Annotated in this window: 18 protein-coding genes; 14 read left to right on the top strand and 4 right to left on the bottom strand. The window is 55.5% G+C overall.

Annotated features, from left to right (window positions below):
- Positions 1-215 precede the first annotated feature (215 nt).
- The 11 genes from F7Q90_RS21730 (at position 216) to F7Q90_RS21785 (ending at position 9,301) form a co-directional block, all read left to right on the top strand.
- Entirely contained in the window at positions 216-530 is a 315-nt protein-coding gene (locus F7Q90_RS21730; RefSeq protein ID WP_000084225.1) for a phage tail assembly protein, read from the top strand.
- A gap of 195 nt (positions 531-725) precedes the next feature.
- A complete protein-coding gene (locus F7Q90_RS21740; protein WP_006122451.1) occupies positions 726-3,191 on the top strand; it encodes a phage tail tape measure protein in 2,466 nt (821 codons plus the stop codon).
- Entirely contained in the window at positions 3,191-4,075 is an 885-nt protein-coding gene (locus tag F7Q90_RS21745) for a phage tail protein (RefSeq protein ID WP_006122452.1), read from the top strand. The genes F7Q90_RS21740 and F7Q90_RS21745 overlap by 1 nt, the downstream gene beginning before the upstream one ends.
- A complete protein-coding gene (locus tag F7Q90_RS21750) occupies positions 4,075-4,287 on the top strand; it encodes a tail protein X (protein ID WP_006122453.1) in 213 nt (70 codons plus the stop codon). The genes F7Q90_RS21745 and F7Q90_RS21750 overlap by 1 nt, the downstream gene beginning before the upstream one ends.
- Positions 4,275-5,444: a phage late control D family protein gene (locus F7Q90_RS21755; RefSeq protein ID WP_006122454.1), complete on the top strand. Its 1,170-nt coding sequence runs from the start codon at positions 4,275-4,277 to the stop codon at positions 5,442-5,444. Before F7Q90_RS21750 ends, F7Q90_RS21755 begins: the two co-directional genes overlap by 13 nt.
- A complete protein-coding gene (locus F7Q90_RS21760) occupies positions 5,444-5,956 on the top strand; it encodes a phage baseplate assembly protein V (protein WP_006122455.1) in 513 nt (170 codons plus the stop codon). Before F7Q90_RS21755 ends, F7Q90_RS21760 begins: the two co-directional genes overlap by 1 nt.
- 54 nt (positions 5,957-6,010) lie before the next feature.
- Positions 6,011-6,358 carry a GPW/gp25 family protein gene (locus F7Q90_RS21765; protein ID WP_006122456.1) on the top strand — a complete coding sequence of 116 codons (348 nt, stop codon included), beginning with the start codon at positions 6,011-6,013 and terminating at the stop codon, positions 6,356-6,358.
- Positions 6,349-7,452, top strand: a complete 1,104-nt coding sequence (locus F7Q90_RS21770) for a baseplate assembly protein (protein WP_006122457.1) — start codon at positions 6,349-6,351, stop codon at positions 7,450-7,452. The genes F7Q90_RS21765 and F7Q90_RS21770 overlap by 10 nt, the downstream gene beginning before the upstream one ends.
- Positions 7,445-8,023 carry a phage tail protein I gene (locus F7Q90_RS21775; RefSeq protein ID WP_006122458.1) on the top strand — a complete coding sequence of 193 codons (579 nt, stop codon included), beginning with the start codon at positions 7,445-7,447 and terminating at the stop codon, positions 8,021-8,023. Before F7Q90_RS21770 ends, F7Q90_RS21775 begins: the two co-directional genes overlap by 8 nt.
- Before the next feature lie 2 nt (positions 8,024-8,025).
- Positions 8,026-8,877, top strand: a complete 852-nt coding sequence (locus F7Q90_RS27355; RefSeq protein WP_006122459.1) for a gp53-like domain-containing protein — start codon at positions 8,026-8,028, stop codon at positions 8,875-8,877.
- Position 8,878: 1 nt separating this feature from the next.
- Positions 8,879-9,301, top strand: coding sequence for a tail fiber assembly protein (locus tag F7Q90_RS21785; RefSeq protein WP_044241727.1), 423 nt, complete (start codon positions 8,879-8,881; stop codon positions 9,299-9,301).
- On the opposite strand, the gene F7Q90_RS21790 is transcribed toward F7Q90_RS21785, so the two are convergent.
- Both F7Q90_RS21790 and F7Q90_RS21795 read right to left on the bottom strand, forming a co-directional pair.
- On the bottom strand, positions 9,273-9,716 hold the full coding sequence (locus F7Q90_RS21790; protein ID WP_044243662.1) for a tail fiber assembly protein: 444 nt from the start codon (positions 9,714-9,716) through the stop codon (positions 9,273-9,275). The genes F7Q90_RS21785 and F7Q90_RS21790 overlap by 29 nt on opposite strands.
- Positions 9,716-10,156 (bottom strand): hypothetical protein, encoded by a 441-nt coding sequence (locus F7Q90_RS21795; protein WP_237166116.1) that lies wholly within the window; start codon positions 10,154-10,156, stop codon positions 9,716-9,718. Before F7Q90_RS21795 ends, F7Q90_RS21790 begins: the two co-directional genes overlap by 1 nt.
- Between F7Q90_RS21795 and F7Q90_RS21800 the strand changes: the two genes are divergently transcribed.
- On the top strand, positions 10,146-10,727 hold the full coding sequence (locus F7Q90_RS21800) for a recombinase family protein (RefSeq protein ID WP_006118565.1): 582 nt from the start codon (positions 10,146-10,148) through the stop codon (positions 10,725-10,727). The genes F7Q90_RS21795 and F7Q90_RS21800 overlap by 11 nt on opposite strands.
- 37 nt (positions 10,728-10,764) lie before the next feature.
- Here the strand turns inward: F7Q90_RS21800 and F7Q90_RS21810 are convergent, their stop codons facing one another.
- Complete coding sequence (locus F7Q90_RS21810; protein WP_006122461.1) at positions 10,765-11,148, bottom strand: SDR family NAD(P)-dependent oxidoreductase; 384 nt, start codon at positions 11,146-11,148, stop codon at positions 10,765-10,767.
- 156 nt (positions 11,149-11,304) lie between these two features.
- Between F7Q90_RS21810 and F7Q90_RS21815 the strand changes: the two genes are divergently transcribed.
- On the top strand, positions 11,305-13,119 hold the full coding sequence (locus F7Q90_RS21815; protein WP_006118564.1) for a glycoside hydrolase family 15 protein: 1,815 nt from the start codon (positions 11,305-11,307) through the stop codon (positions 13,117-13,119).
- 195 nt (positions 13,120-13,314) lie between these two features.
- Positions 13,315-14,454 (top strand): L,D-transpeptidase family protein, encoded by a 1,140-nt coding sequence (locus F7Q90_RS21820; RefSeq protein ID WP_006118563.1) that lies wholly within the window; start codon positions 13,315-13,317, stop codon positions 14,452-14,454.
- Positions 14,455-14,569: 115 nt separating this feature from the next.
- On the opposite strand, the gene F7Q90_RS21825 is transcribed toward F7Q90_RS21820, so the two are convergent.
- Positions 14,570-15,391 carry a transporter gene (locus F7Q90_RS21825; RefSeq protein ID WP_006118562.1) on the bottom strand — a complete coding sequence of 274 codons (822 nt, stop codon included), beginning with the start codon at positions 15,389-15,391 and terminating at the stop codon, positions 14,570-14,572.
- Between the last annotated feature and the right edge of the window lie 113 nt (positions 15,392-15,504).

Below are 15,504 nucleotides of genomic sequence, written 5' to 3' on the forward strand. Positions count from 1 at the left end.
AGAGCATCCTGAAAAAAATTCTGACATACTTTACGGGCAGGCATAGCGGTGATCCCATTGAATTTGTGGAAGAATCAGTAGATCACATCTTGCTATGTCTGTCTCATTTTTGTGGGGATTCGTCAGGGCTTCGGCCCCTTTCTTCTTAATCCCCTTTAATATCTGTCAGTCCCACCACCGGACATACTGCTCTGAACTTACACAGGAGCACGATCATGTCACAAACCCAATCCGATACTTTTAAGCTGTCCTACCCCTTCACCACAGCTGCTGGCACCAGAGTTGAGCAGGTCGAACTGAAACGCCTGACGGTCAAAGACCTGAAACAGGTGCGCAAAATCAGCAAAGACCCGGCTGACTGGGACGAACCGCTGATTGCCCGCAGTACCGGTATTCTCCCGGAAGACCTCGATAACATGGATCTTGCTGACTACATGGAGCTGCAGAAACGATTTCAGCAAGTCACTGGGCTGGGTAAGAGCGACGAAAACGCTGATGCAGGCGCAGGGGCTGCTGGCGAGGTGGTTTAGATTTCAGCCGGGGGAGATTGATGCCCTCGATACTGACGATCTGGAGATGTGGCTGGAGCAGGCTGAAGAGCAAATCAAAAGGGAGTTCGGCGACAATCAGTAACTCCTCATCACTTAACAGCCGCCACACGCGGCTGTTCTGCATGCCTCTCAGACACTTTCCTTCCGTTTTTCCGCTTTCAGCGGATAACCACCGTGGCCAGTGAATTTTCAGTCGGCGTCATTATTGGCGGCATTGTCGGGAGCAGCTTCCGCTCAGCCGTCAGTGGCACCCGACGCGCCCTAGATTCCCTGGGTGATACATCGCGCCGCCTGCAGGAACGCCAGAATGCCTTAACCCGTGCAACTGAACGTTATGGCCAGTTAGGCTCTTCCCGGATGCAGCGGCTCAACAGCGAACTGCTGCGGGTAAGTCGCACAATGGAGCAAATCGAGCGCCAGCAGCGCCGTCTGTCAGCGGTTTCGGCCACCAGTGATGCGTTGAAGGCTAACCGCATGGCGCTCTATGGCCAGGGCGCAGAAACCTATGCCATCGGCAGAACGTTGGGCGCACCGGTCATGGCCTCGGTCAAACAATATGCCTCGTTTGAATCCCAGCTACGCGATATCAGTGTCACCGGTGATCTGGATTCAAGGCAGGAACAGGCCATCGGTACTGCCATTCGTCGGGCATCCCTGCAGGTCAATCAGCTCCAGGAATCTCTGTTGGGCGGCGTGGGTCAACTGGTTGCCGATGGCATGAATCCGCAGCAGGCAGCGACCTTTGCCGGGATGCTCGGTAAAGCGGCCACGGCCACCAAAGCGGATATGACTGACCTCGCAAAAATGACCTACGCCTTTAGCGATGCGCTGAAAATTACCGATGCCAAAGAGCTGGAGCAGGCGTTTGGGATTGCGGCAACCGGGGCCAAGCTAGGCTCGTTTGAGCTGAAGGATATGGCGAAAGCGTTACCTGGTATGGCCAAAGCCTTCGCTGCACGTGGTATTTACGGCAAAGACGCTATAACCCAGATCGTCGCCAGTCTGGAAGTGGGTAAAGGCAGCGGCTCAGCGGAAGAGGCCGTCACCAATATGTCAAACTGGCTGGCGGCAATGGGACGCGGAGATACCACGCAGAAATACGCTAAGGCTGGCGTGGATTACCAGGGATCAATGCAAAATTATGTAGCCCAGGGGTTCTCTCAATATGAAGCCTCCCTGATGATTGCCAACCGGTTTATCGACGGTAAAGGCAAGGCATTTGTGCAGCAATGGAAAGCGGCAGGCTCAAGAGGCGATCAGGAAGGCCAGCAGAAGCTGATGGAGTCCTTCGGACTGGCGGAAGTCTTTACCGATATCCAGACCGTGAACCATCTGCTGTCTATGCGTCAGGGCTGGGATAAGTACCAATCTAACAAGCAGGAAATGAACACTCCCTCTGCAATGTCTACGCTGGACAAGGATGCAGCGAAACAAAATGATACGCTCGAAGGACGTTGGCGCAGAACGCAGATTGGGTTTAACGACTCGGCCATTAGCATCGGAGAATCATTACGTCCGGCGTTGATCGAACTGGGGGAAACATTCATCCCCTTAATGAACAGCGTTGGAAAATGGATAGCGGCTAATCCGCAACTCGTGAGCGGCACAATTCAAGTGATTGGCGCATTACTTGCGTTCAAGATGGCAACCATCGGCCTCAAGCTCGGGCTGAATCTCCTTATTTCACCTTTCGTCAACGTCTGGAAAAATGCCGTGCTCCTGCGGGCCAACTGGCTTCGCCTGACACTCGCGCTGGGTGAAGGCGGCAAACTTCGCTGGCTGGTGACCGGCTTCAGCGCCGTCGCCAGAGGAGCCAGAACTCTGGGGGGGGCGCTGTCAGGCGGGCTGGTTCGCGGCATTATGATCGCCGGGCGTGCCGTTCTCTGGATTGGGCAGGCACTGCTGATGAATCCCATTGGTCTTGCCATCACCGCCGTCGCGGCGGCGGCTTATCTTATTTATCGTAACTGGGGGGCTGTCAGCAGTTGGTTCAAACAGCGCTGGGCTGACATTAAAGAGGCTTTTAACGGCGGTATCGTGGGGATTGGTAAGCTGCTGATTAACTGGTCGCCGGTTGGTCTGCTCTATAAAGCCTTTGCGGCTGCGCTGAAATATCTCGGCGTTGATCTGCCCGCGAAGTTCACTGACTTCGGTGGCCACCTTATCGACGGGCTGATAAACGGCATCAAAAACAAATGGGAGTCGCTCAAAACCACCGTCACAGATATGGGCGACAGCGTGGGCGGCTGGTTCAAGGAAAAGCTGGGCATTCATTCGCCGAGCCGTGTGTTTATAGGCTTTGGTGACAACATCGCGCAGGGTGCCGCTATCGGCCTGCAGCGCACCACACCGCTGGCAGCGCTTGCCGGACAACGCCTGGCAACAGAGATGACTCCTGATGTTCCCCGCATCCCGTCGCCGGAAATCATGGCTGCGGGATATTCAGGCCGTGGCGCAGCTGCAGCCGGAGGCGGAACATCTGGCGGTATTCAGGTCAGCTTTAATCCTCAGTTTTTCCTCAATGGCAAAGAAACCGCAGCGCCAGCCGGACTGACCGGCGCACTGAATATGAGCCTGCATGAACTGGAGAAAATGCTGGAACGTCTGCTGGCTCAGAAACAACGTCGGGGGTACGAATAATGTTTGCGGTACTGGGTGATATTGAGTTTGAACTGATTACCTACTGGGACGGCTTTGAGGCCACTTTCGGTGTCGATTATGCCGAACATGCCCGCATCGAGGGTAAGCCCGGCCTGCAATTCGTCGGCGATAAGCTGGACGAAATCCAGATAAGCCTGGTCTTCCATCAGCATTATTGTGTGCCCGACGTGGAGCTGGCGAGACTGAGAACGGCCATGAAAGCCCATCAGGCGCTGGCGCTGGTTTTCGGCAACGGTGACTATCGCGGCTGGTTCGTGATTACCGACGTGACCGCGACCAGCGAGCAGACCGACAGCACCGGCAACGTGCTGGCCGTCAATGCCTCCGCGTCTCTCCGGGAGTACATTGGCGACCCGAAAAACCCGCTGCAGCCGCCTGCAATACGCACGCAGGTACCCGGCGTCGGGGCGGTCTCCGGTGCCGTTCCTTCGCCCTCCGGGGTGGCCCAGTACGTTCGCGACGGCGTCAACTATGCCAAACAGGCGCAGTCTGTTCTCCAGACCACTATCAGCGCCGTTCGGGTGGCGCAGAAAATGAAGGATAACCCCGCCGTCGCGCTGACCCGCGTACCGGGGCTGATGAGCGGACTGGGCAACGTGTCCGGCGCGTTAGGCCAGAGCGTTCCGGCATTTAATGCGCTCTCTGAATCCATGCCTGATGCCATCAGTCTGGCCAGAGCCACCAGTGATGCGGCCACGTATGTACAACAGGCGCAGTCTTCGCTGAGCGGCGTGGACGGCAGCAATATCGCGGCGGCGCTGGATGCCGTTTCCGGGCAGCTCAACTCCGCCAGCACCACGTTCACCCGGATGTCGCCGGGGTTAAGCACCATGGCAGCCAGAATACTGGCGAGGAGTGTGTGATGTTTCTTGAACATGTCACCCGTAACGGAGAGCGCTGGGATTCTCTGGCATGGCAGTACTACGGCGACCCACTGGGCTATCCCCGGATAATTGCCGCCAATCCGCACGTGGCCATTACGCCGGTGCTGCCCTCCGGGTTGTTGTTACTGATCCCGGTTATCGAGGCTGAAGAAGCCAGTACAGAAGAGGATATTGCCCCATGGCTGAGATAAACAGCACTGCACAGGCCGCATCAGCGTTAACCGGCGTCAGCGATGTTCTGAGTCCGGTTTTCACCCTGTGGTATCTGCAGAAGAACATCACCACCGATATCGCCCCCTATGTCACCCGCGTAACCTACAGCGATAACATCAAATGCGAGTCCGATACCATTGAGGTGGAGCTGGACGACACCGATGGTCGCTGGCTGGATAAGTGGTATCCGGGCAAGGGCGACACGCTGACGCTCAAGATGGGCTATCAGGGCGAGAAGCTGCTGTCCTGCGGTACGTTCTCGATAGACGAGATCGAGGTGAGTTCGCCCGCGTCCGTTGTCGCTATCCGGGGCGTGGCCACGTCGGTCAACAACGCCTTGCGGACTAAATCCAGTCGTGGTTTCGAGAGCACCACGCTGGCGGCCATCGCCGGGCGGATTGCCAAAAAGCATCAGCTGAAGCTGGTTGGCAGTATTGAGTCCATCAAAATTGACCGGGTGACCCAGTATGCAGAAACGGACGTGAGCTTCCTGCGTCGGCTGGCCAGCGAGTATGGTTATGCCGTAAAAGTGGTCAGCGACCAGCTGATTTTCTCTCATCTGGCCACGCTGCGCGGTCAGGAGCCGGTAAAACAGTTGAAGCCACAGGATGTGGCCAGCTTTTCCCTGCGTGACACCATCAACCGCGTCTACAAATCCGCGAAGGTAAAACATCAGAAGAGCAGCGATAAAAAGCTGATCGTCTACGAAGCTGATGGCGGCACCAGCGAAAGCGACAAACAAACCAAAGGTGGTAAGGTCACCAGTGCCGACACACTGAAGGTCAACAGCCGCGTCAGCGACCCGGACACCGCACGGATTAAAGCAGATTCGGCGCTGGCCAGGCATAACGAATACCAGCAGAACGGCTCCCTGACGCTGATGGGGACACCTCAACTGACAGCAGGCAACAAAATTGAACTGGTGGGTTTTGGACAGTTATCCGGGCCATGGCTGATAACCACTGCCCGCCATGCATTTGACCGCAACAGCGGCTACATCACCGAACTGGAGGTGGCGCGAGGGCCGGTCACGCAGGGCAAGGCGAAAAAAGGTAAAAAGACCGGCAAGAGCCAGACACTGACCGTCTATAAACCGGACGGCAGCACGTCCACGGTAACAAAGGAGAAGAAATAATGGCAGGCGTCACCCGTCAGGTCGGTACGGTCAGCGCCGTCGATGCCGACAAGGTTCAGGCCCGCGTTCGTCTGCCTGAGTGCGATAACCTGCGCACTAACTGGCTTAACGTGCTGCAGCGCAACACCCAGAATAACAAGGATTACTGGCTCCCTGATGTGGGGGAGCAGGTTGAGGTGCTGCTCGATGCCAACGGCGAGGATGGTGTCATTCTGGGCGCGGTGTACTCAGACGTCGATAAACCGCCGTTCAGCGACAAAAACGTCCGGGGCACGAAATACGCGGATGGCGCAGAGTTCAGCTATAACCGCGCGACCCATACGCTGACGGTCAAAGGCGGTATCGAGCGCGTAGTAATCGAGGTTGCGGTAGGTATCAGCCTGAAGGGGAAAACCATTGATTTGACCGCTGACACCACCACGGTGAACGGCAACCTTGAAATCAACGGCAATGCCCACTCAACAGGCAGCATGCTGTCTGATGGCCAGAACTCTAATCACCACTCCCACTGACCTTCTTAAACGCCTTTAATATCGGCGTTCCCGCGCAGGGGCAATACTGCCCCCATGAAAACAACTTCAGTATTCTGGCAACCGGCCCTGCAGGCTCCCGGCGAAATCGTCCGGGGGCTGGATGATATCTGGCAGGCTATTCAAATCATCCTGCGAACTCCTCGTGGTAGCGACCCGCATCGCCCGGAGTTCGGCAGCAATCTGCACCTTTATATCGACTGGCCCATCGACCGGGCTATTCCGCATGTGGTACGCGAATCCGTCGATGCCATCCGCCGCTGGGAGCCTCGCTGCCAGCTTATGTCGGTCAAACCCGCCGTCGAAGGCGAACATCTTACGCTCCGGGTGAGCTGGAAAGGCTCTGACGGACAGCCCCGGACTCAGGAGTTGCTATGGCGCTGACAGAACCCGATTTTATTGAACGCGATGCCGACAAAATCACGGCTGAAATGATTGCACAGTACGAAGCTGCAACCGGCAAAACGCTATACCCCGCTCAGGCTGAGCGCCTGTTGATTGACCTGTGGGCATACCGCGAAATGCTGGTCAGGGTGGCGGCGCAGGAAGCGGCCAAACAGAATCTGGTCGCCTTTGCCCGTGAGCCGATGATTGATTACCTCGGTGAACTGGTCGGTGTATATCGCCTGGCCGCGCAGCCTGCCACCACCACGCTCCAGTTCTCCGTGGATGAGGCACTGGCCATTGATGTGCTGATTCCGGCAGGAACCCGCGTCAGCGCTTCCGACAGCATTATTTTTGCCACCGATACAGACGTGGTACTGAAAGCCGGATTGCTGCTGGTCAATGCCACGGCCACCTGTACCGAGCCGGGAGCCGCTGGCAACGGCTGGCAGCCTGCGCAGGTCAGTCAGTTGCTCGATGAGATTGATAACGTCGACCTGCAGGTGACTAATCTGGCGGCCAGTTCTGGTGGTTCAGAGCAGGAAGACAATGACAGGCTCCGCGAGCGTATCAAACTGGCCCCGGAGTCATTCACCAACGCCGGAAGCCGTATGGCATACCGCTTTCATGCCATGCAGGCCCATCCCAACATCGTCGACGTCGCTGTGCTCTCCCCGGTTCCCGGCACTGTAGAACTGTATCCGCTGCTCAGTACCGGCCTGCCGGACGACAGCATCCTTACGCTGGTAGAGAGTTTCTGCTCGGACGAAAAAGTCAGGCCGCTCACTGATACCGTGCGGGCTAAAACACCTGTGCAGGTGGATTACGCCATTGAGGCCAACATCACTATCTATCGTGACCAGGATGCCAACTCGATAAAGGACAACGCCAATAGCGCCATACAGAACTGGGTAGCGTCCCGTACCGCCACGCTGGGGCGCGATATTGTCCCCAGTCAGATTATCAGCGTGCTGTCCGTTGCCGGAGTGTATCAGGTCGAACTGGTGACACCGGTGCTGAAAGTGGTGGCAGAAAATGAATGGGCAAACTGTACGGCGATCACTCTCAATATGACCGGAGTATCCGATGGCTGAGCCGCTACAACTTCCGCCACCGCTTGAGGGTGATATCAGCCTCAGGGCACTGGGAAGACTCGCCGGGCGGCTGGATAACATCGACCTGAGCGTACTGATGGTCTATCTCGTCGATATTGTCGACAGTTCCGCGCTGCCATGGCTGGGCGAGCAGTTCTCACTGTTCGGCGATGGCTGGGAGCTGGCGGAGTCGGACGATGTACGCCGCATGCTTATCAAATCCGCTATCGAGCTGCACCGCTACAAAGGGACGCCGTGGTCAATCCGGGAAATCATCCGCCGTTTCGGCTTCGGCGAAGTGGATCTGATTGAAGGCACTGGCCAGATCGGCTACGACGGCAAACACACTTACAACGGGCTTTTCGTCCATGGCGATGCGGAAGCCTGGGCGGTTTATCGCGTCATCCTTCAGCAGCCCATCACTAACGATCAGGCGGCGCTGTTACGCCAGACGCTCGCTGCCTTTGCTCCGGCCCGCTGCCATCTGGCAAGCCTGGAGTATCAGTCTGTCGCCATTCGCTACAACAACACCGTCAACTATGACGGCAGCTATAACCACGGGAGCAGTTAATTATGGCAAACCTACCCGAAACCCCGCAGTGGGAAGAAGGCATCTACCAGATTGAGGTCTCTGACCCCGTTCTGGGCGGGCCTGACGGAATTTCTAACCGTCAGGGTAAACAACTGGCCAGCCGCACGCTGTACCTGAAACAACAGGTTGAGAAAGGCGGTACAGACCTTGCGAAACACATCGCGGCAGCAGACCCGCATACCCAGTACGCGCCGAAGGCCAGCCCGACATTCACCGGCACGCCAACAGCGCCTACACCTGCAAATAGCGATAACAGCAAGAAGCTGGCGACAACGGAGTTTGTGGCCAAAGCACTTGCGGCGCTTGCTGGCAGCGCCCCTGAGACGCTGGATACGCTCAAAGAGCTGGCTGATGCCCTTGGTAACGATCCAAACTTTGCAACCACGGTCCTGAACAAGCTGGCGGAGAAGCTGGCCAAAGACCAGAACGGCGCAGATATTCCTGACCCGGCGCTCTTTGTCAAAAACCTTGGTTTAAAGGAAGCCGCGAAACGCGATGTAGGAACAGGGGCAAATCAGATGCCTGATATGAGTGCGTGGACGCAAGGCGGAGGGACGAATGCCGGGTGGCGAAAAACGCCAGATGGTTTTATTGAACAATGGGGACGTGCCACTTTTGCCGATGGTGCCAATATTACTTTACCCATTCCGTTCCCAAATGCGTTTCTCACTGTGGCAGTGACGTCGCATCCATCTGATACTGGCGGTGTTGAAGTAGTTCAGGGCTATCCTGTTAATCTATCAGCGTTCCGACTTGGTGCAGCAGTTTACCAGGGAGGATCCTTTGCTCCATCGTCAAATCTTAACGGCATCTGGTTTGCAAAAGCAAAGTGACATGGATAAGTATTTATTTATAAATAATCAGTTTTTACCATCCGTTCTAAAAAGTGAGTTTCAAAAAAACGGTGCATGGGATGAAGCGCATGGTGTGTATGTTTCAGAGGACACATTTCAGGAGTATACCCGGCCGAATGATGTACAGGTTTTGGCAACTGGTGATGATGGTTACCCTGTATGGGCTGATAAACCACCGCTGACGCATGAAGAAGAAGTTGTCAGAGCCGAACAAAAACGCCAGGAGTTGATAGCGAATATTGACGATGTGACAGTTGACTGGCGTATAGAGTTGATGCTCGGTGATATCAGCGAAAAAAACAAAGCGAAACTGTCATCATGGATGGCTTATAAAACTGCGGTTAAAGCCGTCGATGTTTCGACGGCTCCTGATGTTATATGGCCAGCTCCTCCGGCTGAATAGGCCAGTCAATATCTGGTGCGCTGGATGTGTCTACTGCATCCAGTGCATCGAGATAGTCCAGCCACAGTCCGTATCGTTCCAGCTCGTCCCCCTTAAGCCTGCCTATAGCTGCCTTACCCGACCACTGCTTGTCATTCATAAAATTGTTGGCCTCACCGATGCGCCGTAACTTATCCAGCTCTGCCATAGCAATCAGCTCATCATGAGTTGGGGGCGGAATATCGACCCAGCATGGTTGACTATTTTCATCATGCGACAAGGTTTTTCCGATCGGAAACTGCTGGTTAAACTCCTCGGCGGTTTCTTCTGATATAGCAATCACGTCGTCTGGCCATGTTCCTGCATCAACATACAATTGCTTTTGAGCCAGCGGGATGATCATATTTTGAGACGGGCTGAAAACGTAACTATTCATTAGTAGCCAACTCCCCATACAGTAACCGTTGATGTTGATTTTGAGTAAGCTGAAGCTGCCTGGAATTTTGAACGATCCACTATTCTTGAGCTTGAAAACGGCGTCCCCGTCGTAGAGTAAATGAGGGAATTGTTAAGTGCTTGCATGATTGACATGCAGGCTGTTGGAAACGGCATAGGCCAGGAGGCATCAACTATGACCAGAGAACCATCGGTGGATGGTGGTACAGAGACTGATGTCCATTGAAATACAAATACCCGGTTAACTGAGCCAATTAGCGCCGGGATGATGACATAGCCCGATGTACTGCCTGAGAGGGTTGCCGCTGGCATTTTTGCCCCTTCCCCCAAACCAAGGTTTTTGGAAAAGCAGTTACACATAGCGAAATCTGTAAAAATCCTCCCACCGCGACATAGAGGAGGAGAATTGATGGCCGTCATTGGTTATATCCGTGTATCAACAATCGACCAGAACAGCGATTTACAGCGTAATGCACTCACAAGCGCAAACTGTGACCGCATTTTTGAAGACCGTATGAGCGGAAAAGTTGCCAGCCGCCCCGGTCTGAAACGCGCTTTAAAGTGCGTTAATAGCGGAGACACCCTGGTAGTGTGGAAACTGGACAGGCTGGGGCGCAGCGTTAAGAACCTGATCGCACTTATATCAGAGTTGCATGAGCGCGGTGCCCACTTCCGCTCTTTAACAGACAGTATTGATACCAGCACTGCCATGGGGCGTTTCTTTTTCCATGTGATGTCGGCACTGGCGGAGATGGAACGTGAGCTAATCGTCGAACGGACATTGGCCGGACTGGCAGCAGCCAGAGCACAGGGACGCATAGGCGGAAGGCCCAACGCATTAAAGCCGCATGAGCGGGAACAGATTGGGCGGCTATTGACTAAGGGGCATACCCGCCAGCAGCTGGCTATTATCTACGGGGTGGGGTTATCGACGCTCTACCGGTATTTTCCGGTAGATGGTCAGAGGAAGGATGACGCGGTAGGATTGTAATTCTTTTGCAACTACTGAAACGCCGCAGCGGTGCCATTTATCTCACGGAAATGGGCGCATTTATCGCGCGGCGCATCACCACGCTGAAGGTTTTACGCCAGTCTTCCCAGGTCACGTCCATAAAGTCGGCTTTAAAATTTGCCCCGGCATTGTTGACCAGCACATCGATACGGCCCAGTTTGTCGATCAACTGCTGCAACACCTTGCCGCCTTCTGGCGGATCGGCCAGATCGAGCTGAATCGTCTCTGCCCGTTGTCCGGTCTCTTCTACCCGACGGGCGGTCCGCTGTGCGCCTTCCTCGTCTGAACGCCAGGTGATGCCAATATCAAAGCCCTGTTCGGCTAACATCTCAGCACAACGGCTGCCGATGCCCGAATCCGATGCGGTCACAATGGCCACTTTTCGTTGGGGTGCTGTCATAACGGTCTCCTCTGGAAGTGTATGAAAAGTATATACCGGGCTGAAAATTGTGCCGGACGCGGACAACGGGCTCGCCAGGTTAACGATCTGTGCCCGAACGAAGCGGTATGCGGGTACCTGGCTATAGTTAAGTCAGACACTGACAGGGAGAACGCGATGAGTAAGGTTAAACGCAAGATTGACGATCATGGTGTCATAGGTGATCTCCGCACCTGTGCACTGGTCGCAAACGATGGCACGATCGACTATCTCTGCTGGCCGGAGCTGGACAGCCCGTCGGTGTTTTCGGCCTTACTGGACAGTGACGAAGCGGGCCTGTTTTCAATCGCACCCGAGTGGCAAAACGCCCGTCGGCAACAAATTTACCTGCCGGATACCAATATTCTGCAAACGCGCTGGCTGGCCGAAGAAGGCGTGGCCGAAATTACTGACTACATGCCCATCTGCGACCGTCAGGACAAACTGCCACGCATTATCCGCCGGGTGAAAATGGTGCGGGGCCAGGCCCGGTTTAACATGGTCTGTTCGCCTCGCCATGATTACGCCCGCGCGGAAACCCGCGCCGAGATTCAGCGCGGTTGTATCGATTTTCATGCGACGGATCAGCCCTCGCTTCGGCTGGCCGCCACGGTCGTGATGACCCTGGAAGGTAATAGCGCCACCGCCAGTTTCGAGTTAAAAGCGGGCGAACACGCCGAATTTGAATTCGGCAGCGTAAATGACGCACACGTTGAAAAACTGGCGACCGCGAACTGTTTCGAAGAGACGCTGAGCTACTGGCGTGAGTGGAGTTGCCACAGTACCTATCGTGGCCGCTGGCAGGAAATGGTCCAGCGCTCAGCCTTGGTGCTGAAGCTGCTGACCTCCTGGCAGCACGGCTCCATTGCCGCCGCCGCAACCTTTGGCCTGCCGGAGGAGCTGGGGGGCGAACGTAACTGGGATTACCGTGCCTCCTGGATACGCGATGCGTCCTTCAGCATGTACGCGCTGATGCGCCTGGGCTACGTGGATGAGGCCAAGCACTTCACCGAATGGGTCGGTCGCTGTGTGGAAAACAGCCATCATGACGAGATGCGTTTACAGGTGATGTATCGCCTGGACAGCAGCACGGAACTGCAGGAAATGTCGCTGCTCAACCTGTCCGGCTATGCCGATTCCTGCCCGGTCAGGATAGGCAACGATGCCTGGCAACAGAAACAACTGGATATCTATGGCGAACTGATGGACGCCATTTACCTTGCTAATAAATATGGTGAAGCCATCTCTCAACGGGGCTGGAACCATGTCTCAGAGATGCTGGACTGGCTCTGTGAAAACTGGCATCAGCCGGATGCGGGCATCTGGGAAATGCGCGGTGAACCGGAGCACTTCCTGCACTCCCGTTTGATGTGCTGGGTGGCCATGGATCGCGGGCTGCGTCTTGGCATGAAACGTTCCCTGCCGATGCCTTATGAGCGGTGGGACCGTACCCGGCGCGAGATTCGCGACGATATCTGGAAAAACTTCTGGAACAGCGAACGCGGCCATTTTGTTTCGACCCGCCATGGCGACTACCTGGATGCCTCCATGCTGCTGATGCCGCTGGTGCGTTTTGTCGGCGCAACCGATCCTGACTGGATTGCCACGCTGGATGCCATCAAGGCGAATCTGGTCAGCGATGGGATGGTGCGCCGCTATAACATCCATGAAACCCCGGCGGACGGGCTCACCGGCGGAGAAGGTTCATTTGGTGCCTGCTCGTTCTGGTACGTCGAATGTCTGGCACGTGCCGGACGCGGACGCGAAGCCCATTTTGAGTTCGAGAAATTACTGAGCTACGCTAATCCGTTGGGGTTATATGCCGAAGAGTTCGACAGCCACGGCCAGGCACTAGGCAATATGCCGCAGGCGCTGACGCATCTCGCCCTGATTAGCGCCGCTTTTTTCCTGAACCGCAAGCTAAACGGAGATGTCACGTTATGGCAGCCGTAGAGGGCGTATTTCGCCCAAAATGTTAATGAACAAAGGCGGATAACGCAGGTAAGTCAGGTAAAGTATTTCGATGCGGTAAAAATCCTGATTCACAACATCAGTTTAATGAACATATAATGCGCAGCAGGTCATAGTGACCAGCATGGGTTCGATACATTGACAAGCCTGAAACATGGCGATAAAGACTTGTAAAATATGAAAAAAAGCATTCGCGCGTTCGCTTCACTTGCATTGGCTTTGGCGGCATTCAGTCAGTCAGCCCTTGCGGTTGTTTATCCCTTACCGCCGGCGAACAGCCGTCTGACCGGGCAAAACATTGAGATTACGATTCCTCAGGACAGTAAACTGCCTCTGGAAGCTTTTGCAGCACAGTTCCAGATGGGCCTCAGCAATATGCTGGAAGCCAATCCGGGTGTTGACGTTTATCTGCCTAAGCCTGGCAGCAAACTGATTATCCCTCAGCAGTTACTCCTGCCTGACGCCCCGCGTGAAGGCATAGTGATTAACAGTGCTGAAATGCGTCTTTATTACTACCCGAAAGGCTCGAAAACCGTGGTCGTTCTGCCTATCGGTATTGGTGAGCTGGGTAAAGATACGCCGCTGAACTGGACCACAACCGTTCAACGTAAAAAAGATGGCCCGACCTGGACGCCCACCAAAGCGATGCACGCTGAATATGCATCACGTGGCGAAAATCTGCCGGCCGTGTTCCCGGCAGGCCCGGATAACCCAATGGGGCTGTATGCACTCTACATCGGGCGTCTGTACGCCATTCACGGCACCAACGCCAACTTTGGTATCGGCCTGCGCGTCAGCCACGGCTGTGTCCGCCTGCGTGCCGATGATATCAAATGGCTGTTCGATCACGTGCCAGTTGGCACGCGCGTGCAGTTTATCAACCAGCCGGTGAAAGCGTCTGTTGAGCCAGACGGTTCACGCTGGATGGAAGTGCATAATCCGCTGTCGACCACGGAAGAGCAGTTTAACTCTCGTGAACTGGTGCCGATTACGCTGACTCAGGCGGTTGGCAAAGTACTGGTAGACGGTAGCGTGAATCAGTCTCAGGTTGATAAGGCCATCCAGAACCGCTCTGGTATGCCTGTACAGGTTAATGCGCCAGAAAACAGCGTGGCCCCTGCGCCTGTTCCCTTCAATGAAGGTGAAGATGCTGAGCCGAAAGAAGAGCCCATGACGCCAGTGATGTCGCAGCCTGCTAACCCGGTCGCGGTCCAGTCAGAGCCCGCGCCGCAACAGGCTCAACCTGTGCAGCCTTCGCAGCCGCAGCCAGAGCAACCACAGCAGTCGCAACCTGCCCAGCCACAGCCGGCGCAGTAACATTCGCCTGTTACGGGCCAGCCATTCAGGCCCGGTCGTCAGGTCAGTGAAAAGCCAGCGTTGGCGATAGCCACGCTGGCTTTTTTATTGGTCACGGGCTCCACTGTCAACACTACTATCTGGATGGGCGGCGAAAACTCAGCCAGCCGGCCAGCAGCGTGAAGGCCAGGACGATCAGAACCAGCAGTAAAAACCCGTGCGGATTCGACGCCAGCGGAATGCCGCCCACGTTCATACCAAAAAATCCCGCCACAATGTTAATCGGCAGTGCAAGCACCGTAATCACGGTCAGCAGATAAAGTGTCCGGTTACTCTGCTCCATCAACCGTGCTGCAATTTCCTCCTGCAGCAGACGGATGCGCTCCATCAGGCTGGCCAGGTCGTTCAGCACCACGCTAAATTCTTCCGTGAACGCCCGCAGCTCGCGGAGCGTGTCGCGGTTGAGCCAAGCGGGTGGGCGGTTAAGCAACCGGAACAGCGCCGCCGGTTCGGGTGCCAGCAGGCGCTGAATACGCAGCAGCATGCGCCGGTAATGCCCCAGCTCACTGCGGTTGGCCTTGATTGCCGGACTTAATAAACGCTCTTCAATGTTATCGACTACCTGGCTGATGCGACGCACCACCAGTTCCAGCTGCAACTCTTGTTCACCGAGCAGGTAAAGTAACAGGGCCTCCGCACTGGGAAAATTATGCTTCGCCAGCCCCTGCTGCATCTTTTCGATCATCACTGACGAGCGATAACGTGCGCTCACGACCAGATTATGACGGCACCAGATCCACAGGGTCGCATTTTGCGTACTGCGATTTTCCTGGCTCAGCGTGACGTCGTTCAGTACCGCCAGCAGGGCATTGCTTTGTTCCGCTAACCGGGTGCGCGGCGAGGCGGAATGAATCTCGTCAAAAAAATCATCATCAACCTGAAAGTGGGTCTTCCGCAACTTGGGTGGATCTATTTACGCCAAAGGGCTCATCACTCGCCGCCGCAGTAGCTCGAACCCAGCCCGGCCGTACATCTGCCGCTTCAGCATTTTCAGGCGATTTACATGCCCCT

Source organism: Pantoea stewartii subsp. stewartii, assembly GCF_008801695.1.
Lineage (GTDB): Bacteria > Pseudomonadota > Gammaproteobacteria > Enterobacterales > Enterobacteriaceae > Pantoea > Pantoea stewartii.